We start from the raw sequence: 24,414 nt of genomic DNA on the forward strand, positions 1-24,414 counted from the left end.
TATGGACGGCGGTTCATGCTATAAACATAACTGACGGCCTTCGTTTAGAATAGGTTCTTATCAGCCTCTAGACTCAGAGCAACGGCTGGCCGGGGTGCTCGCCGGGCCCTTTACAGCGTAGGATATGGCCCATGAATGCGAATCTACCCATCAGCACCTTCTCACTGGTGGCCCGCGACCCCGATACCAAAGACCTGGGGATTGCTGTGGCCAGCAAGTTTTTGGCTGTGGGGTTTGTGGTGCCCTGGGCTAGGGCCGGGGTGGGGGCTCTGGCGACTCAGTCTTACGCGAACCCCCATTTTGGCCCAATGGGCCTGGCCCTGATGGAAGCCGGAGCAGGCCCGGAAGACATCCTGTCGGTGCTGGCCCGCAACGACCCCGATCTTGCCAAGCGCCAGTTTGGTTTCGTGCTCGCCAGCGGCGAGAGCCTCAGCTACACCGGACAGGCCTGCCACGCCTGGGCAGGCAGCCGCTGGGGGCCCAATTATGCGGCCCAGGGCAATCTGCTGGCAGGCCCCGAGGTGCTGGAAGCGCTCGAGCGCACCTTTCTAAAGAGCGAACTGCCTTTTCCTGAGCGGCTTTTGGAGGCGCTGCTCCAGGCCGACCGGGCCGGAGGCGACCGGCGCGGGCGGCAGTCGGCGGCCCTGCTGGTGGTGGGCGAGGGGAAAGGCTACGGCGGCATGGAGCGCTGGATTGACCTGCGGGTAGACGACCACCCCGACCCGGTGGTGGAGTTGCAGCGGCTGCTGGGTATTCACCGGCTGCTTTTTGGTGCCGGTGAGCCTGGTCGCCCCTTGCAGCCAGCTGAGATTTCCTGGCTTCAGAACTTGCTTTACCGCCAGGGCCTCTATACTGGCCTGGTCAACGGCGTATGGGACGAGGCTACCGAGAGCGCTTTTGCAGCGCTTATCGGCATGGAAAACCTGGAGGAGCGTTACCGGGGCGGCCCGGTTCTGGACGAAGCCACCCTACGTTATTTGCAGGAGAAATTTGCATGAGCCAGCCGGTACTGGGTGCAGGTGGGGTGCTTTTCAACCCCCAGGGACAGGTTTTGCTGATTCGTGACCGGCAGGGTTTCTGGTGTTTCCCCAAGGGGCATTTAGACCCCGGAGAGAGCCTCGAGCAGGCTGCTTTACGTGAAGTAGAGGAAGAAACGGGTATCAAAGGAGCTGTGAAGCAAAAGCTTTCGACTACGCGCTACCGCAACAATAAAGGGGTCTTGAGGGAGATTCACTGGTTTTTGCTGGAGGGCCAAGGCAATATACGACTCGAAAAAGGCCTGTGCGGCGCGGGCTTCTTCGACCTGGCAGAAGCAAAACGGCTGCTGGCCTTTCCCGAGGATGTGCGGCTGCTGCAAGAAGCCACGGCGCATGTTCAAGCGCCAGATTTGAGCATAGACTTAGGCAGACCCAAGGAGTGAGTATGGCAGTCTATCGGCTGGATGAACACGTACCGCAGATTCACCCCAGCGCCTTTATTGCCCCCACCGCGCTTATTGTAGGGCAGGCCGAAATCGGCGAGAACGCTTCGGTCTGGTTTGGAGCGGTGGTGCGCTCGGACACCGAGAAAGTGGTAATCGGTGCGGGTAGCAACGTGCAGGACGGCGCGATTCTGCACGCCGACCCCGGCGACCCCTGCATACTGGGGCAAAACGTGACGGTGGGCCACCGGGCGGTGGTTCACGGTGCGCTGGTAGAAGATGGGGCCCTTATTGGGATTGGGGCGGTGGTGCTTAACCAGGCCAGGGTGGGTAAGGGGGCCATGGTGGGGGCTGGGGCGGTGGTTCCGCCGGGCATGGAAATTCCGGCGGGCATGCTGGCGATCGGCATCCCGGCCAGGGTTCGAGGCCCGGTAGAGCCCACCCAGAATGCGGAGCGCTACGTGGAGCTATCGCGCCGCTACCTGGCCCACCTTGCACCCATTGCCCCGATTGGCCGCTACCAGATTACCCTGCGCGGGCAGGACGCCCTGAACCCCTTTAGCGACCTGCACCTGCAACTCAAGCGGGGGGAGCCCGAAGCCCTTTCGACCCTGAAGGCCATTGTGGAGGGTCGAACCAAGGACACCAGGCCCGAGGTGCTGCACGAACTGGTGCGGGAAGGTCTGATCCGTCCGATTTGAACCCAGCGGTTTAGCTTTGGCTGCCTCGAGGCAAGCCCTGCCGTAAAGTAAAGCTAGGGTGATGGCAGCGCGAGGTCGGCGGGCTCAGCAACCCCCAGCAGTTTTGGGGTTGGTTTTGCTGGTGTTGCTGGCCTCGCTGCTGTTTGGCCTGCGGGGGCTGGTGATGCACCCCGCCCAGGGGGCCAGCATAGAGCACCCCCACCCAGGCTCGAGCGACACCGACGAATCGCACCAGGGGCACTGTCCCCTTTGCTTTTTGCTGTTGCTGGCCCCTCACCTGACGCCAGCGCTGGATGGGGTTTGGTCGCTATCTATCGTCATTTGGCTGTGGATGGGAGCGCCCCGGGCCAAAGACGAGTTCCTGAAAGCTATTGCGGCCAGGGGGCCCCCAGCAAGCCAGGTTGCCCGGGTATCCGAACCCTTCCTGAGGCTCCGCGAAGACTGGCTGAAAGGGAGCACTCCACCTGTGGGTGCTTTGGGCAGGGGCCTCAGCAGGCAAATCGAATCAGGACAATTTTGGCAAAGCCCTCGGTTTTGCCAAAGGTTTGGGAGTGTTAGTGGACAGGTTTTTTTTCTTCATGCTGGTGCTGCTGGGGCCTGTGCTGGCCCACACCGAGTATAAAAGCTCCACCCCAGCGGCCAACTCGACCGTCAAAGGCATGCCCCAGGCCGTGGTCATCCGCTTTAGCGAGGCGGTGGAGGTGCGGCTCTCGACCTTCAAGGTCTATCCCCTCGAGGCCCCTCCCGAGGTCTGGGGAAGCGCCACCCGCCTACGCCAGTTGGCCCAGCCCCTGGTGCGCCGGGTGCTGCTGCTCAAAAACGATGCCGCCCGGCGGGCAGATGCAGGCCTTGCCACCACTGCCCACACCAGCCAGACCGTAACCCTGGTGCTCAAGCCGGGCCTGAAGCCGGGGGCCTATGTGGTGATGTGGAAGAATCTGGCTGTGGACGGCCACACCCAGAGCGATTTCTTTGTGTTCGTCTACAGACCATAAGCTTTTGATCGGGCGTAAGCTGAGGTCAAAGCGGCCTTGCTTGAGGGGTTATGCCCACTTGTAAAGAGCCGGTACCTTTTAGCCTGGCGAACCTGGATGCGTTTGCGACCATGCCCCACGAACACGACCATACCCAGTCCGTTCTGCGAGCCCTGCTTTATGTTGGGGTTTTCATGCTGCTGGGGGCCGGAGTGTTTGTCCGCTATGTGGGGCCGGAGGCCACCCGCACCCAGCGCTGGCGGCTATGGTACTTACTTTCGGGGGGCTTTTTGCTGGCCCTGGGGGCCACCCTCTACGGCGTGTATCACCTGACCTGGATGCTGGGCGACACCTCCCTTGTGTGGAGCTACCTGCTCGAGACCCGTCAGGGCAACTGGTTGTTGCTGCGGATGGGGTTGCTGGCCGGGTTGCTGCTCTTGTCTATGGGCTGGTTTCGTCTGGATCGCTGGTTGTACCCGCCACTGGCCCTGGGGCTGCTTTTGACCCTGACCCTCACCTCGCATGCAGTCGGCGGGCTGGAGCAGATGGCCACTGGCCTGGCCCACCTGGCCTTTGCGGCGGTCTGGGGGGGGAGTGTGCTGGCGCTGGCGGTGGTCTGGCCGGGCACAAAGTACGAGGCAATGCTGCGGGCCATCCAGCGTCTTTCGGGACTGGGCCTTGCAGCGGTCGTACTCTTGTCGCTGATGGGTTTGTACCTGTCCTGGATTCGCCTGGGCGAGTTCGCCAACCTGTGGAACACCACCTACGGCCAGCGCCTGCTGCTCAAGCTGGGGCTGGTGGGGCTGGCGGTAGGGGTGGCGGCGGTGAACCGGCTGTGGCTTTTGCCACGTTTACAGGCCAAGCAGGCAAAGGGGTTACACACGGTGAGCCTCGAGGCGGCCTTGATTCTGGGGGTGCTTTTAGCCAGTGGTTTTCTGGCTACCACCGAACCACCTCCATCGGCCAGCCCGTCTGCACCCCGCATTATCAACATTGCCGAGACCTTGCGCGATGGGCGCTACATCGGCCAATTGTTCAGCCAGGGCGGCCTGATTCACCTCTACCTTGACCTGCGCGACGCCGAGGGCAACCTGCTGCCAGAGGGCCCCAGCCTGCGGCTCCAGGCTCAGCAAGGGGCAGAGCTTTTGCAGGAATCCCGAGGCCCCTTCTACAGATCGCAGTACCATCTTGTGCTCATTGCGGAGTCGCTCGGCGAATGGGTGGTGCGCCTCGAGCTGCCCGAAACGACCCTCGAGTACATTTTGAGCGTGGGTCGTTGAGCCTGGATTCACATGAATATTGGTGTGAGCCTGCTAATCTTTAGGTAAGGAGTGGGCAATGAGTAGGAGCTGCCTGTTTTTGGGCCTCTTGTTTATGACAGGTGCGTTGGCCGCGCCGGTTGAACTGAAAATAAGTCTACGCGCAGGCAATCAGCCCTTGCAGTGGGGCCAGACCTACCAGACCCCCCAAGGCCAGCGCTACCAGATAGACCTGCTTAAGTTCTACATCTCGGAAGTGGCGCTGGTTCGGCCCGATGGCCGCGAGGTCAGGGTGGACGGGCTGGCACTGGCCGAGTTCAAGCGCGAGGCCCCCACCCAGGGGGTAAGCGTCATGAAAATGGACCTGCCGCCAGGGCAGTACCGTGGGCTTCGCTTTAACGTGGGCGTGCCCCGCGAGCTGAACCACCTGGATGCCGGCACCCAGCAACTGCCGCTGGGGGTGAACTCCGGCATGTACTGGGCCTGGAACCCCGGCTACATCTTCTACAGGCTCGAGGGCACCGCTTTACTCCCGGAAGGCAACCAAAAATGGGTGATTCACATGGGAACCGACACCTTCCGCCTGCCGGTGCGCCTGCACGACCTCCAGACCCGGCGGGTGCAGATCAACATCCCGCCCGGTGGGGGGGTCATCTCGCTCAACCTGGATGTAGCCAAGGCCTTTGAGTCGGGGCCAGGCGGGGCTTTTGTGGACTGGCGTAAGCAGTCACTGCGCCAACTGCACGGCCTGAGCCCTGAGACCAGCCTGCTGATGTCGGTGGTGTACTTCAACATGCAGTCGGCCTTCTCGCTGGCCCCGTAGCAAGGGAGGTAAGGTGCGACGGCGATGGGTATGGGCGGGCCTGCTCCTTCTGGGGGTGGGGATGCTGGGCTACTCCCTCTGGCCCAGGCCAGCGCCACCAGCCCCCGAAGCAGCACCACCCCCCCCTCACCAGGCCAGCCCCCGCATTCTTTTTGCCGAGCGCACCGTGCCCATCCCAGAGGACAACCCCCAGACCCCGGCCAAGGTCGAGCTGGGGCGGCGGCTGTTTTACGACACAAGGCTTTCCAAGGACGGCACCGTGGCCTGTGCAAGCTGCCACAAGCCCGAGTTTGCTTTTAGCGATGGGGGCAAGCCAGTAAGCACCGGCATCTTTGGCCGAAAAGGCCTCCGCAACGCACCCACCCTGACCAATGTGGCCTTCCGCCGTCACCTGTTTTGGGAAGGGCGTTCGCCGCGGCTCGAGCTGCAGGCCGTAGGCCCCCTCACGGCCCACGACGAGATGGGCCTCGAGCCCGAGGAGCTCGCGCAAAAGCTAGGGGCCATTCCCGAGTACGCCAGGGCCTTTCAGGAGGTCTTCGGCCAGCCCCCCAGCCTCAAAGCTGTTACCTACGCCATTGCGGCCTTCGAGCGTACCCTGGTGTCTTATAACAGCCCCTTCGACCGCTACCAGGCCGGCGACGACTCGACCATGAGCCAGGCGGCCCTGCGCGGGATGGAGCTTTTCTTCAGTGAGAAGGGCGACTGCTTCCACTGCCACGTCGGCCCCGACTTCACCGACGACGAACCCCGCAACACCGCCCTCTACACGGTCTACAAAGACATCGGGCTGGCCCGCGCAACGGGCAAAGACGAGGACGTGGGCAAGTTCAAAACCCCCACCTTACGCAACGTGGCCCTGACCGCACCCTACATGCACGATGGCTCCATCCAAACCTTGCGGGAGGCGGTACAGCACTACAACCGCGGCGGCGAACCCAACCTGAACGCCGACGCCCTCATCCGGCCTTTGGGCCTGACCGACCCGGAGGTAGACGACCTGGTGGCGTTTCTGGAGTCCCTGACCGATAGGAGCTTCACGGCCAACCCAGCTTTTTTGCCACCCAAGAACGAAGGTGTGTCTCGATGAAGCCCTGGCAGCCTCGCTGGATAGCGCTCGTGCTCTGGTTGGGATTGGCTTTTTCCCACCCTTTCTCCGGAAGTGGTGGCTTCGTTGAAGGTCAGGTGGACTTTGAGCCCAACGACGCGCCGCCGGTGGCCGGGAGGGCTACGGTGGCCTGGATTGAGTACATTCGGGTGGGTAGCCTGCCCATCAACCCGCAGGACTGCTTCTGCACGCTCTTGTTTTATCAGGGCCGGGTGAGCGCCACCGCCCAGCCCGACGCCCAGGTGCGTATGCAACTCAACCCGCGCACCGGGCGGGTTGAGGGGATGGTGAAGTTTCCAAAGCCGGGCCCTTATTTTCTGGTGCTGATGGGGCGGCCTATGCCCGGCAAGCGGGTTCCGGCTTTTATCATGCACAGCATCATCCAGGTTTTGCCGCGCTGAGGGTAGGGCCTGGACTTCCAGAAGATTGGCCTATCCAAAACTGTATTGATAGCGTATTATCAGTAGATATGACCGCACCCGCGGTAGAGATTGAGCGGTATTCGGTGCGCTTTGGCGAGTTCCAGGCGCTGCACGAGGTGTGCCTGAGTGTGCCCGAAGGGGCCTTTGTGGCCATTGTAGGCCCCAACGGAGCTGGCAAGAGCACCTTGCTTAAAGCCCTTCTTGGCTTAGAACACGGCTTGCTGCGCGACGGCCCTACCCGGATTGCTGGCAGCATACAGGTTTTGGGCCACCCGCCCCGTGAGGTTCCGCCCGGCTGGGTGGGCTATGTGCCACAGGTCAAGGGCTTCGATCGCAGTTTTCCCGCCCTGGCCCTCGAGGTGGTGGTCTCGGGGTTGCGGCGGCACTGGCCCTTCTTTGTTAGCCCAGAGGAGCGCAGACGCGCAAGCGAGGTGCTGGATAAGGTGGGCGCTTTGCACTTAGCAAACCGCCGCCTGGGCAGGCTTTCAGGGGGTGAGCTTCAGCGGGTTTACCTGGCCCGTAGCCTGATCCGCCGGCCTAGGCTATTGCTCCTGGACGAGCCCGCTACCGGTGTGGACGTGGTAGGAGAGGCCGACCTGTACCGCCACCTCGAGGCCTACCAGGCCGAGAGCGGGGCTACCATCCTGATGATTACCCACGACTGGGAAGCAGCCCAGCACCACGCCTCGGCGGTGCTGGTGCTTAACCGGCGGGTGATTGGCTATGGTTCGCCCGAAAAGGTGCTGTGCCACGAGTGCCTGAGCCAGGCTTTCGGCCACGTGGGCCATGCACACCAGGTGATTTTGGGGGGTCGCTAGTGCTCGAGGCCCTGCAACTCCCCTTTATGCAGCGGGCCCTGCTGGCCGGTTTGCTGGTAGGGGCTCTGGCCAGCTACCTGGGGGTGCTGGTGGTGCAGCGCCGCCTCTCCTTTCTGGGGGATGGTCTGGCCCACGCAGCCTTTGCGGGGGTGGCCCTGGGCCTACTGCTGCAACAAGAGCCCCTGTGGGTAGCCATCCCCTTTGCGGTGGGGGTCTCGCTGCTCATCACCTGGGTACGGGAAAAGAGCAGCCTGGGTGACGACACCGCCATCGGGATATTTTTTGCCGTCTCGGTGGCGCTGGGGGTGCTTTTCATGTCCATGCGGCAGGGCTTTGCCCCCGACGCGGTGGCCTATTTGTTCGGCTCCATCCTGACCGTCACCCCCACCGACCTGCGGGTGATGGCTCTGATAGCCCTGGGGGTGGTGCTCCTGGCCCCCATGTGGCGCTACTGGGCCTATGCCACCTTCGACCGGGAGCTGGCCCTGGCCGACCGGCTGCCGGTGCTCCGGCACGACTACCTGCTCTCGGCTTTGATTGCGCTGGTGGTGGTGGCCTCGGTGAAAGTGGTGGGAATTGTGCTCATTGCGGCTTTTGTGGTGATTCCAGCGGCCACTGCCCGTTTGCTCAGCCAGACCTTTGCGGCCATGACCCTGGTTTCTGTTTTGATTGGCACGTTATCGGTGTTGCCGGGCCTGGCAGCGGCCTACCTGTTCGATGTGCCTGCCGGCAGTGCCATTGTGCTGACCCAGGCGCTGTTGTTTTTGCTGGCCCTGTTGCTGCGCCGATAGGGGCAAAGGTGAAAACCCCCCTATTCCATACGGGTTTTAGGAATTTATACTGTACACATGTGGGTTTCGACGAAGGCGCAGTATGGCCTGAGGGCGCTGGTGGAGATTGGCCTGCGCCAGCCGCAGGCAGTTCCCCTCAAGGACGTCGCTGAGGCCCAGGGCATTAGCCAGCACTACCTCGAGCAGATCGCGGCCCAGCTTCGCCGGGCGGGGTTTATCCGTAGCGTGCGGGGGGCCCGTGGCGGCTATAAGCTGGGCCGCCCCAGTGAGAAAATTGATGCCCTCGAGGTGGTGGAGGCGCTGGAAGGGAGCCTGGCGCCGGTGATCTGCCTGGATGACCCCGAGCTGTGCTGGCAGACCGGGCACTGCTCCACCGAGAACCTCTGGAAGCGAGTAGATGAGGCCATGCGGGGGGTTTTGCGCAGCACCACCCTAAAGGACTTGATTGAAGAGCGGCGGCTCATCGAGTCCCGTAAGCTGGTGCAGCTCGAGCCCGCCATGTCCCTGGCGCAGAGCGGCACGCCGCTCCAGCCATGATTTACCTCGACTACGCTGCGACCACGCCCCTCGACCCCGAGGTTAAGGCCAGGGTGGAGGGGGTGCTGGGGGTATACGGCAACCCCAGCTCGGTGCATAGCCCAGGGCGGGAGGCCCGCAGCCTGCTTGAAGAAGGGCGCGAGCGGCTGGCCCGGGCGATTGGGGCTAAACCTCGAGAACTCGTGCTGACCAGTGGGGGCACCGAGGCCGACGCCCTGGCCCTGTATGGGGTCGCCCTGGCCCAGGGGCGGGGGCACCTGGTAAGCACTGCGGTAGAGCATTCTGCGGTACTGCTGGCCCTGAAGAACCTCGAGCGTCTGGGCTTTGAGATTACCTTGCTTCAGCCCGACCACCACGGCCTGGTCTACCCCGAACAGGTGGCCGAGGCCATCCGCGCCGATACCGTGCTGGTCTCGGTCATGGCGGTGAACAACGAAATAGGCACCCTGTACCCGATCCGGGATATTGCCCAGGCCTGCCAGGCCCGGGGCGTGCTTTTTCATACCGATGCGGTGCAGGCTCTGGGGAGCGTACCCTGCCGCCTCGAGGATCTGGGGGCCGACCTGATCTCGCTGGCAGCCCACAAGTTTTACGGCCCCAAAGGTGCTGGGGCCCTCTATGTGCGCAAGGGGGTGGAGCTTTTCCCGATTGTGCCGGGCAAGCAGGAGCAGGGCCACCGGGGTGGTACCGAGAACCTGCCGGCGGTGTATGGGATGGGCCTGGCTGCCGAAAAAGCTGTGGCACTTCTGCCGGAGGAATCCCAAAGGCTCTTGGCCTTGCGGGCGCGGCTCGAGGCCCGGCTGCTGGCCCTGCCCGGAGTGGAGCTCAACGGCCACCCCACGCTACGCAGCCCCCGGCACCTCAACGTCACGGTCAAAGAGGCCGACGGTGAAGGGCTTTTGCTCAACCTCGACCTGCTGGGTGTGGCCGCTTCCTCGGGCTCAGCCTGTAGCAGTGGGAGCCTCGAGCCCTCCCATGTGCTGCTGGCCATTGGGCGCAGCAAGGAAGAGGCCAGGGCCTCGGTGCGCTTTAGCCTGGGGCGCTTCACCACCGAGGCCGAGGTGGATCAGGCTGCCCAGGCCTTTGCCGAGGCCGTGGGGCGCTCGAGGGTCTACACCTAACCCTCTACTTTTTGCCGCTTGAGGGCGGCTTCGCGCAGCTCACGCCGCAAGACCTTGCCCACAGCGCTCTTGGGTAGTTCGCTGCGAATCTCGTAGATGCGCGGTACCTTGTAGGCGGCCAGGTTTTCACGGCAGTATTTGTCCAGCTCTTCGGCGGTCAGGGTAATGCCCGGCTTGGGCACCACAAAAGCCGCCACCGTTTCACCCCGGTACTCATCGGGAAGCCCTACCACGGCGGCCTCGGCCACGCCGGGATGGGCAAACAGCACCTCCTCCACCTCACGCGGGTAGATGTTGTAGCCCCCGGCGATAATCATGTCCTTTTTGCGATCCACGATGTAAAAGTAGCCGTCCTCATCCATGCGGGCCATGTCGCCTGTGAGGAGCCAGTCAATTTTGATGGTCTTATCGGTCTCATCGGGGCGCTGCCAGTAGCCCAGCATGATGTTGGGCCCCCGAACTGCCAGCTCGCCCACCTCGCCTGTCGGCAGTTCGTGCAGGTTCTCGTCCAGAACCTTGGCATCGATGCCCGGCATGGGGATACCAATGCTGCCCATCTTGCGCAGGCCCGAAAGGGGGTTGCAGTGGGTGCAGGGCGCCGCTTCGGTAAGGCCGTAGCCCTCTACCAGCTTGCCCCCGGTAAGGGCTTCAAATTTTTTGGCCACCTCCACCGGTAAAGCCGCTGAACCGGAGATGCAGACCCTCACCGTACCCACCTTGCGCTTTTCTATGCCAGGGAAGTTGATGAAGCCGATGTACAGTGTGGGAACCCCAGGAAAGTGCGTAACCCCATGCTTCTCGATGGCCTCGATGCTGGGCTTGACCTCGGGGCGGGGCAGCAGCACGATTTTGTACCCACCTGCCAGGCCGTAGTTCATGGCCACGGTCATGCCGTAGACGTGGAAGAAGGGAATGGCCCCCAGCATGACCCCCTTGCCTTCGAATTCCTTTACCTCCTCGCCGCCCCAGGCAATAACCTGGTAGGTGTTGGCCACCAGGTTGCGGTGGGTGAGCATGGCCCCCTTGGAAAGGCCGGTGGTTCCCCCGGTGTACTGCAGCAGGGCTACCTCGTCGGGTTTGGCAGGGTAAGGCTCGGCAACCGGGGTTGCGCTGCGCAGGGCTTTGCTAAAGTCAAAGCGCTTTGGATGCTGGGGAAGGTTTACCCAGCGTTTTTCCCGCCGTGCTTTGAGGGGGAAGAGGAGGTTTTTGGGGAAGGGCAGGTAGTCCTGGATGCCGGTGGTAAAGACCCGCTTGACCGGCACGTCCTCCTCGATTTCGGCGTAGCGGGGCCAGAGCATATCCAGGATGATCAGGGTCTCGGCCCCGGCATCGGAAAGCTGGTGGCGTAGCTCGCGGGGCGTGTAAAGGGGGTTGACGTTTACACAAATGCCCCCAGCCGCCAACGTTCCGTAAAAAGCAATCACAAACTGGGGGCAGTTGGGCAGCATAATGGCGACCCTATCGCCCGGCTGCACGCCCTGGGCCTTTAGGGCCCCAGCAAACTTCAGCACCGACTCCCAGAGCTGACGGTAGCCGATAACTTTACCCATGAACTCGAGGGCTACGTTATCGGGGTACTTTTGCGCACTGTCGGCCAGCAGTTTCCAAAGCGGCACCTCGGGGAACTGAACATCCGCCGGGACGCCTTTATCGTAGTGTTTTAGCCAGGGTTTCATCATAATCACGCTCCTGCGTTGGAGTCCTGCTTGGTTTGCTCCAAGTCTAGCAAAACCTGTACCGAGTTCAAGCTGTGGCTGCTATTTGTGTCCTGTACAGACTTTTGGTCAGGCAGCCAATCGGCCCACCTCAGCTTTTGTGGCAGGTATCTGGCCCGTAAAAGGAGGCAGGGAGGTTCAGCACTGCCTTGCTCGAAGGGCGCCTCCGAGGGCATTGGGGCAAACAGGCTCGGCCCTGGCCTTTGGGGCACGATGTCCAGCGCCCACAGTTGACGGGCCGCCCCTCCGGTGTTTGACTATGGCGTATGAACCTTCAAGAAGCCATCGCTGCAATTACCCCCAGTCTGATTGAGATGCGCCGGGACTTTCACCGCCATCCCGAGCTTGCTTTTCAAGAGGTGCGAACGAGCGCCAGGCTGGCCGATTTTTTGCAGGAGCTGGGCCTCGAGGTTACTCGAGGGGTAGCCCAGACGGGTGTGGTGGCACGGCTTAAAGGTGCGAGGCCGGGTAAAACCGTGCTGGTGCGGGCCGACATTGACGCTCTACCGATACAGGAGGCCTCCGGGGTGGAGTACAGCTCCCAGACGCCCGGTGTAATGCATGCCTGCGGCCACGACGGCCACGCCGCAATTGCCGCCCACGTGGCAGCCGTGCTGGCCCGCTTCAAAGACCAGATTGCAGGTGAGGTGCGATTTGCCTTCCAGCCAGCCGAAGAAATTGTTTCTGGGGCAAAGCCCATGGTGGAGGCGGGTGTGCTGGAGGGGGTGGATTCGGTGGTGGGTCTGCACCTCTACAGCCTGCTGCCGACAGGCAAGGTGGGCGTGCGGCCAGGGCCCTCCATGGCTGCCGCCGATGCTTTTACCATCGAGCTGACCGGCAGGGGGGCCCATGCGGCCATGCCCCACGAGGGTGTGGACACCGTGCTGATGGCCGCACAGCTCATCGTGGCGCTGCAAAGCCTGGTCAGCCGCGAGACCGACCCCATCCAAACAGCCGTAATCACCATCGCCACAGTTACTGCCGGCGAGGGTGCACACAACATCATTCCCGAGACTGCCATCCTCAAAGGCACCCTGCGCACCTTCGAGGCGGGGCTGCGAGAAAAGCTTATGCGGCGCATTACCGAACTTTCGCAAGGCATAGCCGCCGCGATGGGAGGGCGCGCCTCGCTTAGCTGGTTGCCTGGCTCGCCGGCTGTGGTCAACGACCCTCAGATGGTAGAGCGGTTTCGGCGGGTAGCCCGTGAGGTGGTGGGAGAGGATGCGGTGCTGGATGCGCCGCCGGTGATGGGCGGCGACGATATGTCCGAGTTCCTGAACCGCCGTCCGGGTGTGTACTTCTGGCTGGGGGCTGGCGACCCCGACCCGAGCAAAAACCGACCCCACCACCACCCTGGCTTCTGGATCGACGATACACGCGCGCTGCCGCTGGGGGTAGAACTCATTACCCGCACCGTGCTGGATTTCTTGGCATAGGGCGGTCTTCGGAAAGAATGGCCCGGCGAGAAGGGCTGTGGGCTTGTTTTTGCTGCTGATATGAAATCTCGCTGGATTGTCCCCTTGATGCAGAGCCTAAGCCAAAGTGAGCGAAAACATGCGCCTGGGCTAGGTAGGCCACGCAGTCAGAATGGTCAAGACCGCGATAGTGTGAGCTACTACAAAAAGCGGCTCTACAGACGGGCACACTTAGGCATGCCTTTATTGTTGCTGGTTTTGCTTTTGTCCTGGGCTGGGGCGCAGCGCTTGCAGGATGTCCCGGCCAAGGACCAGGCGGCAATCCAGGCTGTAATCCTGGCCCAGATGGAAGCCTTTAAACGGGACGATGCTGTGAGGGCTTTTTCCTTTGCCTCACCTGGTATTCGCCAGGCTTTTCAGACCCCGGCGCGCTTTTTGGAGATGGTCAGGTCGGAGTATGCCCAGATTTACCGGCCCCTCAAGGTGACATTTGGTTCGGCACAGCGGTCGGTTGGCGCGCTCATGCAGGTGCGGCAGGTGGTCAACCTGGTGGGCCTCGATGGTCAAAAGGCGGTGGCTTATTACCTGATGGAGCGCCTGGAGGACGGAAGTTGGGTGATCGCTGGCGTGTACCTCGAGCTCGTCACCGACGACCAGACCATTTAACAGGAAAACCCCTGATCTCGTACATCACACTGGGTCAAAGCGCTTGCTGCCGCTTCCGCCAAAGGCCCAGCGCAGAACGAACCCTACTTGAATGGCCTGGAAACGCATCATCAGGTAAGCTACCCCAGGTATGGAGGCCTTGCTCAATACGGTGGTTCCGGTGGCCTTTATTGTCCTGACGGGCTACCTGGTGGGAAAGCGGATCGACTTCGACCTGCAAACCCTTTCCAAACTTTCGATATATGTGCTGGTTCCGGTGTTGATCTTTGACGCCATGCTCCGGGCCAAGCTGACTGGTGCCAGCGTGTTTGGCATTACCGCTGGTTTTTTTCTGGCATCAATCGGGCTTTACTTGCTGGCGCTGGGCCTGAGCCGGTGGCTGCGTTTTGAACAGGGCGCAGCCAAGGCCATGATTGCTTCGGCCACCTTCCCCAACTCGGGCAACATGGGCTTATCGTTAACCTTTTTCGCCCTGGGGCAGCCGGGCCTGGATCGGGCCATTGTTTTTTTTATTGCCAGCAGCGTGTTGATGTTTGGCCTGGGGCCTGCGTTTTTGCGCGGAGGCGGCTTTTTGCAAAGCCTCTGGTTTACCCTGAAACTGCCGCTGTTCTGGGCCCTGGCCGGGGGGTTGCTGGTGCGGGGGTTGAGCATTCCCCTGCCGCTGGGGTTGGGCGAAGGGGTGCACCTCTTAGGCCAGGCCTGCATTCCGGTGATGCTCCTGACCCTGGGCATTCAGATTGCTCGCTCCAAACCGGAGTGGGGTGGTTTTGAACTTCAAGCCAGCGCTTTGCGCTTGCTGGCCGCCCCCCTGTTTGCGGCCCTGGCTGGATGGGCTTTGGGGTTGGAGCGGCTCGACATTCAGGTATTGGTGCTGCAAAGCGCCATGCCCATTGCCGTCAACGCGTTTTTGATGGCGGGGGAATTTGGTGGCGATGGCGTCCGGGCTGCCCGGGCGGTGGTGGCTTCGTCGGTGCTTTCGTTTGTAACGATTCCAGTGGTGCTGCTGTTGATTGGGGTGGGCTAGCTCTTTTAGCTGGAAGGAGGGGCTGGGGGAGGCGGAAAAAAAGGCGAACCCACCTCGAGCTGCAGCAAGGGGCTATTCTGCACCAGCACCACCAGGCGGTAGTAACCATCATCCAGGCGATCGAAGCGGGCCTGGTAGATGCCCGGCTTTTCTACCCAGATGGAGCGCTCCTGGAAAAGCTGATCGCCTTTGTACCAGCGCAGCTCGAGGTAAACAGGCTCTGCCAGGTGCCGCACCGTCAGCCGGGCTACGGCTGCGCCTTCTGCGGGTTCCAGGGTTCCGCTCAGGCTGGTGCGGTTGGGCAGGGTGGCGCGACCGGGGTCGAGCGGCACAAAGGTGTAGCGGCAGGCTGGGAGCAACATCCAGCCGACCAGCAGGAGCCAGCGCAGGTATTTCATAGGCCTTCACCCGCCGTGATCAGGCTCAAAAGGGCCACCGGCGCGGTTTCGGCCCTCAGGATACGTGGCCCCAGTGTGATGGGGGTGAAACCCCGCTGCTCCAGTAGCTGTATTTCATCGTCGCTAAGGCCCCCTTCCGGGCCGGTCAGCAGGGCAGTGGGCTTCTGGGGGTTCCACACCTCCCGCACCCGGGCCGAGGTTCTGGGCTGGGCTACCAGGCCCTGCGCCACTGGGGGAATCTGTTTGAGCGGCAGGAGTGGCTTTACTTCGGGAACCACGCTGCGCTGGCACTGCTTGGCCGCCTCGAGGGCCACCCGGCGCAAGCGCAGAAGCTTGTTCTCGCTTAGCTCCCGCACCACGCAGTGCTGGGTCAGGACGGGCACAATTGTGCTCGCCCCCAGCTCGGTGGCGGCCCGTACCACTTCGGTCAGGTGGTCGCCTTTGAGCAGGGCAATGTACAGACTGATGGGCTGCGGAGGTTCCTTGCTGGCCGGCCAGGTTTCTTCTACCTGCAGGCGCACCCAGCCTGGCTCGGTTTGCACAACCCGAGCGCGGCCCTCTGTGCCCTTGCCGTCGAACACCGTGAGCGTGTCGCCTGCCCGGGCCCGCAGCACATCCAGCAGGTGGTGGGCTTCCCGTCCGCTAAGCTCAACCTCGGGCTGGATGGTTTCCACAAAAGCACGGTGTGGCCGCATACTTTTTGCCTCATCGAAGGTTTGGCCTAGCAGGCGGCATAGGTCAGGCAGACCCACTCGCCTTCCTGCCTGCGTGACAGCAGCTCGAAGCCGCTGGCCTCGAGGGCGCTGCGAACGATGGCTTCACGTTCGGCCAGGATACCGGTGAGAATCAGGGTACCACAAACACCAAAAAGCCCCCGATACTTCTGGGCAAAATAGGCGTGCAGCTCGGCAAAGAGGTTGGCTACCACCAGGTCGAAGGGGCCTTCTATGTCGTCCAGGCTGCCCAGCTTAAACGAGGCCTCGACCTGGTTGCGTCGGGCATTTTCGACGGCCTGGGGGATGACCGTTGGGTCAATGTCTATTCCCAGCGCCTGTGCGCCCAAGAGGGCCGCCCCAATGGCCAGAATGCCGGAACCCGTGCCCAGGTCGAGCACCCGCATTTCGGGCTCGGTTCGTTCGGCCAGGGTTTCCAGGGCCATGCGGGTGGTCTCGTGGTGGCCGGTACCAAAGGCCATACCCGGCTCGATGACAATGCGTTTTTCCGGGCCTTCCCACCCATGCCAGGGCGCCAGCACCACAAATGGCCCGGCCCGCACCGGCTTCAGGTCGCGCTGGTAGGCCTCGAGCCAGTTGGTATCGGGCAGCTCGAGCCACTCCCCCGGAAAGGGCAGCTCGATGCGCTCAGGGAAATAAGCCCAAACCTCACCCGGTTTTTCCTCGAGGCCCCTGGCCCCCTGCTCGAACAAAAAGGCCGAGTAGAGGTCGAGGGTCTGAAAGTCTCCACGCAAACGGAAAACGTGCATACCGTAAGTTTACCCTGTGAAAGCCCTTCAACCGCTGGGCGCTAAGGTCAGGCGCAGGCTTCCCGAAATCTTTTCGCCCGGCTCCAGCACCCGCACCCCCGTATTTTCCCAGCCCTGGCTCAACAGGTTGAAACCATCGGTGGCGTGGGTGACGGGCTCCAGGGCCACGCTCCCATCGGGGGCGGTGAAGACCACCAGGTGCGAGAAGATGGGGTCTGCGCTTAGCTCCATGCGCCAGCCGGAACCAGGCCAGTCCAGGCTCAGCTTTCCATTCCAGCCTGCGAACACGTGGTCCAGCATGGTCGCGCCGACCGGCCTGGGTTGAGAAAAGTCGAAATGGGGCGGTATGGCCTCGGCAGGTCGGGTGGGGAGGCAGCTGGCATCGGTCAGGTAGATGCGCTCGGCCCCGAAGCTTAGCCTGGCCTCGCGGGAGTTGCCCAGGTAGCGCATGAAGTAGGGGTGATGCCCGAAACCCGCCGGCATGGGCAGAGCGTTCAGGTTCATCAGCGAGGTGCTAATCTCCAGGCCCTCTGCCACAAGCCGGTAAAGCACTTCCACCGCAAAGACAAAAGGGAAGTTCAGGTCGGGGAAGTGGCGGGCATCGAAAGTGCACCTCAGCGTATCGGCTTGCGGGCGCTCGGATGACCAGGCTCGAGCGTGCACCTCGCCGTGCAGGGTCTGCCCGTCGGCCCAGTTGGGACCAAGCTGGTAGGTTTTACCGGCAAACACAAAGCGCCCCTCCCGGATGCGGTTGGAGTAGGGGGCCAGGATGTAGCTCGAGGTGTCGGGAGAGTGCTTTTGCACCAGAGCCGCGGGCGAGGTTGGGCGCAAAATGGGCAGCCAGAATCCCGCTTGGCGGAGCTCGAGCCCAACAATACTGGCCCCCAGCTCGGGCGCTATAGAGAGGCGCAGCAAATCGTTTTGCAGTATCTGCAGGTTCATCGGCTCAAGTCTGAAGGCTCGCAGAGAAAAATCCAAGCCCGGCTTTGGGCTTACCCCGGCTCAAAGTTTGCGAATCTGCGCGACCAGGGCCTCGAGGTAGTCGAAGAACAAAGGGCCGTAGTGGGCCAGCTCGTCGCCTCCGGTAACCACCAGGGGGACGATCCCCTTCGGGACAGAGCCCTGGCGGGCCTGTTCACCCGGGGGGACGATCCCCTTCGGGACAGAGCCCTGGCGGGCCTGTTCACCAAGCGGATATTTCCAGCCCCGCTCGGCCAGGAGGCGCTGGGCTTTTTCTAATGGCCTCGAGCGGTGCGGTTTGGGTTCGTAGATGACCAGCTCCGGCCCCCGGCGCAGCACCTCGGCCAGATCGGGCTGGAAGTAGCTCTGGGGGTACTCGGCAAAGATGTTTTGCAGGCCCAGGTGGCGCAGGGCTTCGCCCACATAGCTGCCCCGCCCTACCGTAATGGGGCCGCCCAGGTCGAACTCGAGGTAAACCCGAAGGGGTGGAAGCGCTTTGTAAAGCGCGTTGTATTGCTGTGAAAGCCGTGCACACAGCCCGGTGGCCGCCTCGGTAACCTCCAGCAGGGCCCCCAATACGGCGATGTTCTCCAGGATGCCATAGGGGCTTTGCGGCAGCGGGATTGGGAAGATGGGAAAACCCCGCCGGTGCAGCTCAAAGAGCAGCTCCCGCTGTACGCCGGTGCTGATGAGCACCAGGTCGGGTTTGAGGCTTTCCAGCAGTTCCCAGCGCACCCGGGTATAGCTCGAGACCACCGGCAAGGCCAGGGTCGCGGCGGGCCGGTAACAAAACGCGCTGCGCCCCACCACCCGCTCGCCCAGGCCCAGGGCAAAGAGGGTCTCGGTGACGTTGGGGGCCAGCGACACAATGCGCCGCGCGGTGTCGGGCAGCTCGAGGGGCCCCAGCCAGTCGTGCACCAGCTTCACCGGTCCACCTCCTTGAGCCAGGCCTCCACTCTGCTGTACAGGGTGTCCAGGTCGGCGTCGTTCCAGATGACCCAGGTGGCCCGGCGCACCTTTTCCTCCTGGGGTAGCTGGCTCTGGTCGCGGGCCTCGAACTCGGCTTCGCTCAGGCCACTGCGGGCCATCACCCGGGCTTTGCGCTGGGCGGTGGGGGCGGCCACCACCAGCACCCCGGCAAAATCTTTCTCCCGCCCGGTCTCGAAGAGCAGAGGAATGTCGTGAACCACCAAGCTGTGCCCTACTTGACGGGCCTTCTCGGTTTCTTCCTGCATGCGTTGGCGCACGTAGGGGTGGATCAGGGCCTCGAGCCGCTTGCGGGCCTCGGGGTCGGCGAATACCCGCCGGCCCAGCGCCACTCGGTCGAGCTCGCCCTCCCGGCAGGCTTCGGGAAAGGCCTGGCAGATTTCCGCCTTGAGCACCTTTGCCCCCTCCCGCGCGTATTCGTCCGCATCCAACACCGCTACGCCCAGTGCCCGCAGGCGCTGGGCTACCGTGCTCTTGCCGCTGCCAATGCTTCCGGTAAGGCCAACTAGCCGCATCAGGGCATAGCATACCGCGCGCCTTCATGTAACGCCCTGTAGTGACTTCTTCACCAGCCAGGCCCCCAAGTGTTGTCAAACTGAGGCTATGCGGTGGATTCTGGCTTCCTTGCTGACCGTATTGGCAGCCTGTACCAATGGCTCCGGGGTCTCGTATACCCCGGAAGACCACCTGTCCTCTTTGAACATCGTCAACCAGGCCCGTGCCCAGGCCCGCACCTGTACCCACGGAAGCAGCACGACCCACTACGACGCAACAAACCCCCTTACCTGGAACGGCCTTCTGGGCGAGGTGGCCCGCCAGCGGGCAGAGTACATCCAGCAGACCGGTCAGTTTAGCCACTTTGAGGGCTCGAGCAACACCTATGCCGTAGAAACCCGCAGCCAGCAGGTGGGCTACAAATACCTTGAAATTCGAGAGAACCTGGCCCACGGCTACGCCTCTGCTGAGGCGGTGGTGGCTGCCTGGTTATCGAGCACCGGCGGCCACTGCAACACCATCATGGAACCCCATCTGCGCGAGATGGGCATGGTCAGGCGTGGCGACTACTGGGTGCTGGTGGTGGCCCAGCCCCGACCCTAGCGCCTGCGGCGGCGTTTGCGTTTAGACGAAGACTTTTCGGCACTGGGTTTCGGCGATATGCTTGGCTCTTCTCCCCAGGAACCAAAGTAGATTTTCTGCGCCTTTACCTTGACCGGCTTGCTAAAACCCCGCCGCTCATCGGGCGGCCCTACCACCCGCCTCGAGCGGGCCTTGGCATGGGGAGCCGGGCTTTTGGGTTCGGTGGCAACTACCTTGCGCGCCGGTTTGGCAGTCGCAGCCGCCTTGGGCGCCTGAGCGGCTGGTTTTGCGCCCTTCCCGCGCTTGCCCCGGCGGCGCTTTTTGCTCTGCTCCTGCTCGGTTGGTTCGGGCTTTGTTTCCGACTGATAAAACTTTTCTGTTGGCACCAGGTCAATCTGCCGGGCCGAAGGGTTGGCCCCTTCAATTTTTACTTCCATCTCGTCTCCTATTCGAATACGGCGTTTGCTTCGCACGCCCTCGAGGGCCAGCAGGTCTTCGATGTACTGGTAGTGGTCGTCCTCGAGGGCCCCCAGCCGAATCATGCCCTCTACCCCGTTCTCCAGGCTCACGAACACCCCGAACCCGGTCACGCCCGAAACCGTGCCCCGGAAGGTCTGGCCCTGGTGGCTTAAGGCCCACAGGCACTGGTAGTACTTGGTCAGCTCGCGCTCGGCGTTTTCGGCGGCCCGCTCGCGTTCGGAGGTATGCTCGGCAATTTTGGGAAATCGTTTAGACCAGTCCTCTTTGCGGGCCTGGGTTATGCGGCGCTGGAGCAGGGCGCGCAACACCCGGTGCACCACCAGGTCGGGGTAGCGCCGGATGGGGCTGGTGAAGTGCAGGTAGTGTTCGGCAGCCAGGCCAAAATGCCCCAGGTTCTCGGCGGCGTAGCGGGCCAGGCGCAGCGACCGCAGCAGCAGGGTCGAGACCACAGGCTCCTCCGGGCGGCCTTCGGCCTGCTTTAAGATGCTTTGCAGGGCCCTAGGGGAGAGCTCGCCTCCCGGCAGGCTGTAGCCCAGCTTGCCCAGTGCCGCCACCAGCTTATTGTAGGCCTCTTCGCTGGGGTCTTCGTGGACGCGAAACAGGGTAGGAATCTCCCGCTCGGCCAGGTGCTTAGCCACCACCCGGTTGGCCAGCAGCATCAGCTCTTCGATCAGGCTGCGGGCCCTTGGCTCCTTCTGCGGTATCAGGTGCAGGTTGCCGTCGTCGTCTACCTCCACCTTGACCTCGGTGAAGCGGAAATCCAGCGCGCCTTGTTCCAGCCGGCGTGCTTTTAGGGTCTGGGTGAGCTTGAGCAGGAGCTTGAGGTCTTCCTCGAGCCCTGGGCCCCAGTCGGGTGGCAAGATCTGGGCTTGTTCGGGGTGCTCGAGCCCCTCGGCAAAGGCTTCGACCTCGGTATAGGTCAGGCGGGCCACACTGCGGATGACCCCCTCGGCGAAGCGGTAGTCCTTGACCTTGCCCTTGGGCGTGAGCTCGACCAGCACCGATAACACCAGCCGGTCTTCGTAAGGCTTGAGCGAACAGATGCCATTGGAAAGCTGCTCGGGCAGCATGGGCAGCACCCGCCCCGGCAGATACACGCTGGTTGCGCGGGCGTAGGCCTCGTGGTCGAGGGGCGAGAACTCCCGCACATAGTGCGAGACATCGGCAATATGGACGCCCACGCGGTAGTTGCCGCCCGGTAGCTGCTCGATATGAATCGCATCGTCGAAGTCTTTGGCATCGGCCCCGTCGATGGTGAAGACCCGCAGGGCCCTAAAATCTTCGCGGCGGGCAACTTCTTTCGCGTCCAGATGGGCTACTTTTTCGGCTTCCTCCAGAGTTTCGGGCGGGAATACGCTTCTAAGCTCGTACTTGGCGATGATGGCCTCGGCCTCGACCTCGGGGCTATCGCCCTGGCCCAGGTAGCCGGCGAACTCGCCGTAAGGCTCCTGGGGCTTGCGCCCGCTGGGGAAGGTGACCCGCACCACCAGACGCGCCCCGCTTTCCAGGCCCTCGAGCCCCTCTGGTTTAAGCTTGAGCGCGGGCAGCCGGGCATCGTCGGGCTTCAGCCAGGCAAAGCCCTGCTTGAAATACAGCCGTCCCACCACCTGGTGATGGGCCCGCTCGAGCACCTCCACCACCACCCCCCAGGGCTTACCATCACGCCCAGGAGGTCTGGGCTCGGCCCGCACCCGGTCGCCGTGCCAGGCCCCGCCGGTGTGGCCCTTGGGGATGTAGAGGTCGGGCAGGTCGGGGTTGGCGGGGATGACAAAAGCAAAACCGGCTGGGTGGGCTTGCAGGCGACCCTCGAGGCCCTTTTTCGCCAGCGCCTCGGGAAGCTGGTAGAGCCTGCGCCGGGGCTCCAATACCTTGCCCTCGGCCACCAGCAAGTCCAGGGCCTCTTTGGCCTGGTCCTTGTCTAGACGCAGGCTACGCACCAGCTCGCGCAGGCTAAAGCGCTTTTGGGGGTACTTTTTGAGATACTCGTAAATCTGCTCAAGCATGATGTTTTTCGAGGCCCTCAGGCTTCACGCCGTCGGCTCTCCTTCCACAATCATAGAGCACCGGCGCCAGATTCATTTGCTGCTAATCCGGGCTAGCTACAGCACGCCCTCGAAGGCCAGCCGGGTAGCGCTCAGGGCCCCCTCCAGCGCCTCCACGCACTGGTCAATATGGGTTTTTTCGACAATCAAGGGTGGCTCCAGGCGCACCACTTTGGGGTTGTTGAGACCAAAGGCGGTCAGTACACCGCGGGTAGCCAGCTCGGCCACCACCACCGCGCCGATGTCGGCGTCGCTGAACTCGAGGCCCACCAACAAACCCCGCCCCCGCACCTCCTGGATAAACTCGGGGTAGGCCTGCTGCAACCCAGCCAGCTGCCCCATCAGGTAGTGGCCCATCTCCAGGGCGCGGGCGGGTATATCCTCGCTGAGCGTCACCTCGATGGCCGCCAGTGCTGCCGCCGCTGCCAGCGGGTTGCCCCCAAAGGTGGTGGAGTGAATCAGGGGCTCGGTCTTGTAGATGCTCAGGATTTCCGGGCGGCAGATGGTAGCCGAGATGGGCATCACCCCGCCCCCTAAGGCCTTGGCGCTCACCAGGATGTCGGGCTCCACCGCCTCCCAGTCCACCGCCCAGAGCTTGCCGGTGCGGCCCATACCGGTCTGCACCTCGTCGGCAATCATCACCACCCCTTTTTCGCGGGTGATGCGCCGCACCTCGCGCAGATACCCCTCCGGGGGCACCCGGATGCCCCCCTCGCCCTGGATGGGCTCCACAATCACCGCCGCTGTGTCGGGGCCGATGGCATCTGCAATGGACTGGGCGTCGCCGTAGGGCACCACCGTCACCCCCGGCACCAGAGGCCGCGCCGGAAGCTGGTAGTGCTCACGCGGCGTGACCGAGAGGGCCCCCAGGGTTTTGCCGTGGTAGCCCCCCTGGGTGGTGATAAAGCCGGGCTTACCCGTGTAGAAGCGGGCAAACTTGAGCGCTGCCTCCACCCCCTCGGTACCGGAGTTACCAAAGTAGACCATCGAAAGCTCGCCGGGGGTAATCTCGGCCAGCTTGGCGGCCAGCTTTGTGGTGGGCTCGGAAACCAGCACCCGCACCGACATGGGCATCTTGTCGAGCTGGGCCTTGACTGCCTCCACCACCTTGGGATGTCGGTGGCCCAGCGAAAGGGTTCCATACAGGCCCAGAAAATCCAGGTAGCGCTTGCCTTCGGTGTCCCAGACGTATACCCCTTCGGCGTGGGACTCCACTTTGTCCAGCCCGGTAAAGCGCAGAAGCCCTGCCAGGCCGGGGTTGATGTGTCGTTCGAACTGTTCGAAAAGGGTCATGATCGGTTCTGAGTTTATCACGCTCGAGGCCGCCCTCGAGCTCCTGAGCAAGTGGGTGCCAGGGCAACCGCAAAGTCCTGTAATGCTTTAGGCTAGGGCATGAGAGAGATTGAAGTATCCAGTGTCTTACGACATTTTGTGGAGTTTCCCGATCCCCGAAGCCCTCGTGGCGTGCGGCATAAGCTGGTAGATATTCTGTGCATCCCCTAAGCACACGACAAAACCCTGAGTAGGCAAAAGCAGGCCGCTCCTGTAAGGTGTTTCTGCCTGAGACACGGTAAAGGAGCGGTTGCTTTGAATGATACAACTTTGATAGAGTTTTTGTCCCCTCACTGGCGAATCCAGGGTGCATCTCAGCAATTCCGTACAGGGAAAGCCTTCCACCTTAGGGCCTCAAAGGCCACCAGCGGACGGGAACTACATAGCTGGGCGCGGTGGGCTGCTGTGCGCGAAGCCCCAGGGCGACTCCACTGCATCCCTGAGCGTTTCATCCGGGCACCGATGACATGCTTGTTCATCCCCTCCACCTGCCCTGAACCGATGGGCCAGCCCCGGGCTTTGTAGGCCGGGTAGTCCATCCGATCGGCCCGTTGCTCCAGATACTGGATTGCGCTGCGGGCCTCCTCCGACCAGCTCTGCCGCTCAGGAGCGGTAGGGGGTGGGCAGTAGGTGCCTAGCCACTCCCCACCAGCCACCTCCCCCCTCAGCCAGCGCCTACGTTCCTCCGCCCGTTCCTCCTCCGACCAGCCCAGCTCCAGCATGACCTGTTCCAGATACTGACTGGCCTGGAACACGTCTATCACCTGGGGGATGCCCAGGGTTTGGTAGAGCTGTTCGATCCAGACCGCCCCATCCGAAACCCCAATCCCTTCATCCTGCCTCTGTACCCCCGCTGCCCGCAGC

At 62.7% G+C, this 24,414-nt stretch carries 25 protein-coding genes and 1 pseudogene; 16 read left to right on the forward strand and 10 right to left on the reverse strand.

What is annotated here, in order from left to right:
- Positions 1 to 131: 131 nt before the first annotated feature.
- The 12 genes from ABWU19_RS09780 (at position 132) to ABWU19_RS09835 (ending at position 9,971) form a co-directional block, all read left to right on the forward strand.
- Complete coding sequence (locus ABWU19_RS09780; protein WP_435901509.1) at positions 132 to 998, forward strand: DUF1028 domain-containing protein; 867 nt, start codon at positions 132 to 134, stop codon at positions 996 to 998.
- A complete protein-coding gene (locus ABWU19_RS09785; RefSeq protein WP_435901510.1) occupies positions 995 to 1,420 on the forward strand; it encodes an NUDIX hydrolase in 426 nt (141 codons plus the stop codon). The genes ABWU19_RS09780 and ABWU19_RS09785 overlap by 4 nt, the downstream gene beginning before the upstream one ends.
- Positions 1,421 to 1,422: 2 nt before the next feature.
- Entirely contained in the window at positions 1,423 to 2,121 is a 699-nt protein-coding gene (locus ABWU19_RS09790; RefSeq protein WP_435901511.1) for a gamma carbonic anhydrase family protein, read from the forward strand.
- A gap of 557 nt (positions 2,122 to 2,678) precedes the next feature.
- Entirely contained in the window at positions 2,679 to 3,116 is a 438-nt protein-coding gene (locus tag ABWU19_RS09795) for a copper resistance CopC family protein (RefSeq protein ID WP_435901512.1), read from the forward strand.
- A 50-nt stretch (positions 3,117 to 3,166) separates the two neighbouring features.
- Positions 3,167 to 4,375 (forward strand): copper resistance D family protein, encoded by a 1,209-nt coding sequence (locus ABWU19_RS09800; RefSeq protein ID WP_435901513.1) that lies wholly within the window; start codon positions 3,167 to 3,169, stop codon positions 4,373 to 4,375.
- Positions 4,376 to 4,433: 58 nt separating this feature from the next.
- Positions 4,434 to 5,177 carry an MbnP family protein gene (locus ABWU19_RS09805; RefSeq protein ID WP_435901514.1) on the forward strand — a complete coding sequence of 248 codons (744 nt, stop codon included), beginning with the start codon at positions 4,434 to 4,436 and terminating at the stop codon, positions 5,175 to 5,177.
- 13 nt (positions 5,178 to 5,190) lie between these two features.
- Positions 5,191 to 6,264 carry a cytochrome-c peroxidase gene (locus tag ABWU19_RS09810; protein WP_435901515.1) on the forward strand — a complete coding sequence of 358 codons (1,074 nt, stop codon included), beginning with the start codon at positions 5,191 to 5,193 and terminating at the stop codon, positions 6,262 to 6,264.
- Positions 6,261 to 6,683, forward strand: coding sequence for a hypothetical protein (locus tag ABWU19_RS09815; RefSeq protein WP_435901516.1), 423 nt, complete (start codon positions 6,261 to 6,263; stop codon positions 6,681 to 6,683). Before ABWU19_RS09810 ends, ABWU19_RS09815 begins: the two co-directional genes overlap by 4 nt.
- Before the next feature lie 68 nt (positions 6,684 to 6,751).
- Positions 6,752 to 7,522 carry a metal ABC transporter ATP-binding protein gene (locus ABWU19_RS09820; protein WP_435901517.1) on the forward strand — a complete coding sequence of 257 codons (771 nt, stop codon included), beginning with the start codon at positions 6,752 to 6,754 and terminating at the stop codon, positions 7,520 to 7,522.
- The gene (locus tag ABWU19_RS09825) at positions 7,522 to 8,313 is read left to right on the forward strand and encodes a metal ABC transporter permease (protein ID WP_435901518.1); all 792 of its coding nucleotides are present in this window, start codon (positions 7,522 to 7,524) and stop codon (positions 8,311 to 8,313) included. The genes ABWU19_RS09820 and ABWU19_RS09825 overlap by 1 nt, the downstream gene beginning before the upstream one ends.
- 57 nt (positions 8,314 to 8,370) lie before the next feature.
- Positions 8,371 to 8,850, forward strand: coding sequence for an RrF2 family transcriptional regulator (locus ABWU19_RS09830; protein WP_435901519.1), 480 nt, complete (start codon positions 8,371 to 8,373; stop codon positions 8,848 to 8,850).
- On the forward strand, positions 8,847 to 9,971 hold the full coding sequence (locus tag ABWU19_RS09835; RefSeq protein WP_435901520.1) for a cysteine desulfurase family protein: 1,125 nt from the start codon (positions 8,847 to 8,849) through the stop codon (positions 9,969 to 9,971). Before ABWU19_RS09830 ends, ABWU19_RS09835 begins: the two co-directional genes overlap by 4 nt.
- Here the strand turns inward: ABWU19_RS09835 and ABWU19_RS09840 are convergent.
- Entirely contained in the window at positions 9,968 to 11,650 is a 1,683-nt protein-coding gene (locus ABWU19_RS09840) for a long-chain-fatty-acid--CoA ligase (protein WP_435901521.1), read from the reverse strand. The two genes, ABWU19_RS09835 and ABWU19_RS09840, sit on opposite strands and share 4 nt — an antisense overlap.
- 302 nt (positions 11,651 to 11,952) lie before the next feature.
- Here ABWU19_RS09840 and ABWU19_RS09845 point away from each other — a divergent pair, with 302 nt between their 5' ends.
- The 3 genes from ABWU19_RS09845 (at position 11,953) to ABWU19_RS09855 (ending at position 14,791) form a co-directional block, all read left to right on the forward strand.
- Positions 11,953 to 13,122 (forward strand): M20 metallopeptidase family protein, encoded by a 1,170-nt coding sequence (locus tag ABWU19_RS09845; RefSeq protein ID WP_435901522.1) that lies wholly within the window; start codon positions 11,953 to 11,955, stop codon positions 13,120 to 13,122.
- Between the two features lie 216 nt (positions 13,123 to 13,338).
- A complete protein-coding gene (locus ABWU19_RS09850; protein WP_435901523.1) occupies positions 13,339 to 13,767 on the forward strand; it encodes a DUF4864 domain-containing protein in 429 nt (142 codons plus the stop codon).
- A 130-nt stretch (positions 13,768 to 13,897) separates the two neighbouring features.
- Positions 13,898 to 14,791, forward strand: coding sequence for an AEC family transporter (locus ABWU19_RS09855; RefSeq protein ID WP_435901524.1), 894 nt, complete (start codon positions 13,898 to 13,900; stop codon positions 14,789 to 14,791).
- A 5-nt stretch (positions 14,792 to 14,796) separates the two neighbouring features.
- Here the strand turns inward: ABWU19_RS09855 and ABWU19_RS09860 are convergent, their stop codons facing one another.
- From ABWU19_RS09860 to coaE, 6 genes are read right to left on the reverse strand one after another with little or no spacing between them, the layout of a single operon-like run.
- Entirely contained in the window at positions 14,797 to 15,189 is a 393-nt protein-coding gene (locus tag ABWU19_RS09860) for a hypothetical protein (RefSeq protein ID WP_435901525.1), read from the reverse strand.
- Entirely contained in the window at positions 15,186 to 15,884 is a 699-nt protein-coding gene (locus ABWU19_RS09865) for a 16S rRNA (uracil(1498)-N(3))-methyltransferase (RefSeq protein WP_435901526.1), read from the reverse strand. Before ABWU19_RS09865 ends, ABWU19_RS09860 begins: the two co-directional genes overlap by 4 nt.
- A gap of 26 nt (positions 15,885 to 15,910) precedes the next feature.
- The gene (locus ABWU19_RS09870) at positions 15,911 to 16,672 is read right to left on the reverse strand and encodes a 50S ribosomal protein L11 methyltransferase (protein WP_435901527.1); all 762 of its coding nucleotides are present in this window, start codon (positions 16,670 to 16,672) and stop codon (positions 15,911 to 15,913) included.
- 27 nt (positions 16,673 to 16,699) lie between these two features.
- Positions 16,700 to 17,614 carry an aldose 1-epimerase gene (locus tag ABWU19_RS09875; protein ID WP_435901528.1) on the reverse strand — a complete coding sequence of 305 codons (915 nt, stop codon included), beginning with the start codon at positions 17,612 to 17,614 and terminating at the stop codon, positions 16,700 to 16,702.
- Between the two features lie 60 nt (positions 17,615 to 17,674).
- Positions 17,675 to 18,559: a helical backbone metal receptor gene (locus ABWU19_RS09880; RefSeq protein WP_435901529.1), complete on the reverse strand. Its 885-nt coding sequence runs from the start codon at positions 18,557 to 18,559 to the stop codon at positions 17,675 to 17,677.
- Complete coding sequence (gene coaE / locus ABWU19_RS09885; RefSeq protein WP_435901530.1) at positions 18,556 to 19,134, reverse strand: dephospho-CoA kinase; 579 nt, start codon at positions 19,132 to 19,134, stop codon at positions 18,556 to 18,558. The genes ABWU19_RS09880 and coaE overlap by 4 nt, the downstream gene beginning before the upstream one ends.
- Positions 19,135 to 19,222: 88 nt before the next feature.
- Here coaE and ABWU19_RS09890 point away from each other — a divergent pair, with 88 nt between their 5' ends.
- Positions 19,223 to 19,717 (forward strand): CAP domain-containing protein, encoded by a 495-nt coding sequence (locus ABWU19_RS09890; RefSeq protein ID WP_435901531.1) that lies wholly within the window; start codon positions 19,223 to 19,225, stop codon positions 19,715 to 19,717.
- On the opposite strand, the gene rnr is transcribed toward ABWU19_RS09890, so the two are convergent.
- The 3 genes and pseudogenes from rnr to ABWU19_RS09905 form a co-directional block, all read right to left on the reverse strand.
- Positions 19,714 to 22,179, reverse strand: coding sequence for a ribonuclease R (gene rnr / locus ABWU19_RS09895; RefSeq protein ID WP_435901532.1), 2,466 nt, complete (start codon positions 22,177 to 22,179; stop codon positions 19,714 to 19,716). The genes ABWU19_RS09890 and rnr overlap by 4 nt on opposite strands.
- Positions 22,180 to 22,275: 96 nt before the next feature.
- Positions 22,276 to 23,511: an aspartate aminotransferase family protein gene (locus tag ABWU19_RS09900; RefSeq protein ID WP_435901533.1), complete on the reverse strand. Its 1,236-nt coding sequence runs from the start codon at positions 23,509 to 23,511 to the stop codon at positions 22,276 to 22,278.
- Positions 23,512 to 23,864: 353 nt separating this feature from the next.
- A pseudogene (locus tag ABWU19_RS09905) lies at positions 23,865 to 24,414 on the reverse strand (hypothetical protein); the annotation flags it as partial.

It is taken from the genome of Meiothermus cerbereus (genome assembly GCF_051297115.1).
GTDB lineage: Bacteria > Deinococcota > Deinococci > Deinococcales > Thermaceae > Meiothermus > Meiothermus cerbereus_A.

Bases quoted from the DNA above. Each gene is read 5' to 3' on its own strand.
- ABWU19_RS09890 (WP_435901531.1), top strand. From the start codon at position 19,223: ATGCGGTGGATTCTGGCTTCCTTGCTGACCGTATTGGCAGCCTGTACC.
- rnr (WP_435901532.1), bottom strand. From the start codon at position 22,179: ATGCTTGAGCAGATTTACGAGTATCTCAAAAAGTACCCCCAAAAGCGC.
- ABWU19_RS09860 (WP_435901525.1), bottom strand. From the start codon at position 15,189: ATGAAATACCTGCGCTGGCTCCTGCTGGTCGGCTGGATGTTGCTCCCA.
- ABWU19_RS09830 (WP_435901519.1), top strand. From the start codon at position 8,371: ATGTGGGTTTCGACGAAGGCGCAGTATGGCCTGAGGGCGCTGGTGGAG.
- ABWU19_RS09805 (WP_435901514.1), top strand. From the start codon at position 4,434: ATGAGTAGGAGCTGCCTGTTTTTGGGCCTCTTGTTTATGACAGGTGCG.
- ABWU19_RS09840 (WP_435901521.1), bottom strand. From the start codon at position 11,650: ATGATGAAACCCTGGCTAAAACACTACGATAAAGGCGTCCCGGCGGAT.
- ABWU19_RS09820 (WP_435901517.1), top strand. From the start codon at position 6,752: ATGACCGCACCCGCGGTAGAGATTGAGCGGTATTCGGTGCGCTTTGGC.
- coaE (WP_435901530.1), bottom strand. From the start codon at position 19,134: ATGCGGCTAGTTGGCCTTACCGGAAGCATTGGCAGCGGCAAGAGCACG.
- ABWU19_RS09780 (WP_435901509.1), top strand. From the start codon at position 132: ATGAATGCGAATCTACCCATCAGCACCTTCTCACTGGTGGCCCGCGAC.
- ABWU19_RS09835 (WP_435901520.1), top strand. From the start codon at position 8,847: ATGATTTACCTCGACTACGCTGCGACCACGCCCCTCGACCCCGAGGTT.
- ABWU19_RS09875 (WP_435901528.1), bottom strand. From the start codon at position 17,614: ATGAACCTGCAGATACTGCAAAACGATTTGCTGCGCCTCTCTATAGCG.
- ABWU19_RS09785 (WP_435901510.1), top strand. From the start codon at position 995: ATGAGCCAGCCGGTACTGGGTGCAGGTGGGGTGCTTTTCAACCCCCAG.
- ABWU19_RS09800 (WP_435901513.1), top strand. From the start codon at position 3,167: ATGCCCACTTGTAAAGAGCCGGTACCTTTTAGCCTGGCGAACCTGGAT.
- ABWU19_RS09855 (WP_435901524.1), top strand. From the start codon at position 13,898: ATGGAGGCCTTGCTCAATACGGTGGTTCCGGTGGCCTTTATTGTCCTG.
- ABWU19_RS09845 (WP_435901522.1), top strand. From the start codon at position 11,953: ATGAACCTTCAAGAAGCCATCGCTGCAATTACCCCCAGTCTGATTGAG.
- ABWU19_RS09850 (WP_435901523.1), top strand. From the start codon at position 13,339: ATGCCTTTATTGTTGCTGGTTTTGCTTTTGTCCTGGGCTGGGGCGCAG.
- ABWU19_RS09870 (WP_435901527.1), bottom strand. From the start codon at position 16,672: ATGCACGTTTTCCGTTTGCGTGGAGACTTTCAGACCCTCGACCTCTAC.
- ABWU19_RS09790 (WP_435901511.1), top strand. From the start codon at position 1,423: ATGGCAGTCTATCGGCTGGATGAACACGTACCGCAGATTCACCCCAGC.
- ABWU19_RS09900 (WP_435901533.1), bottom strand. From the start codon at position 23,511: ATGACCCTTTTCGAACAGTTCGAACGACACATCAACCCCGGCCTGGCA.
- ABWU19_RS09865 (WP_435901526.1), bottom strand. From the start codon at position 15,884: ATGCGGCCACACCGTGCTTTTGTGGAAACCATCCAGCCCGAGGTTGAG.
- ABWU19_RS09815 (WP_435901516.1), top strand. From the start codon at position 6,261: ATGAAGCCCTGGCAGCCTCGCTGGATAGCGCTCGTGCTCTGGTTGGGA.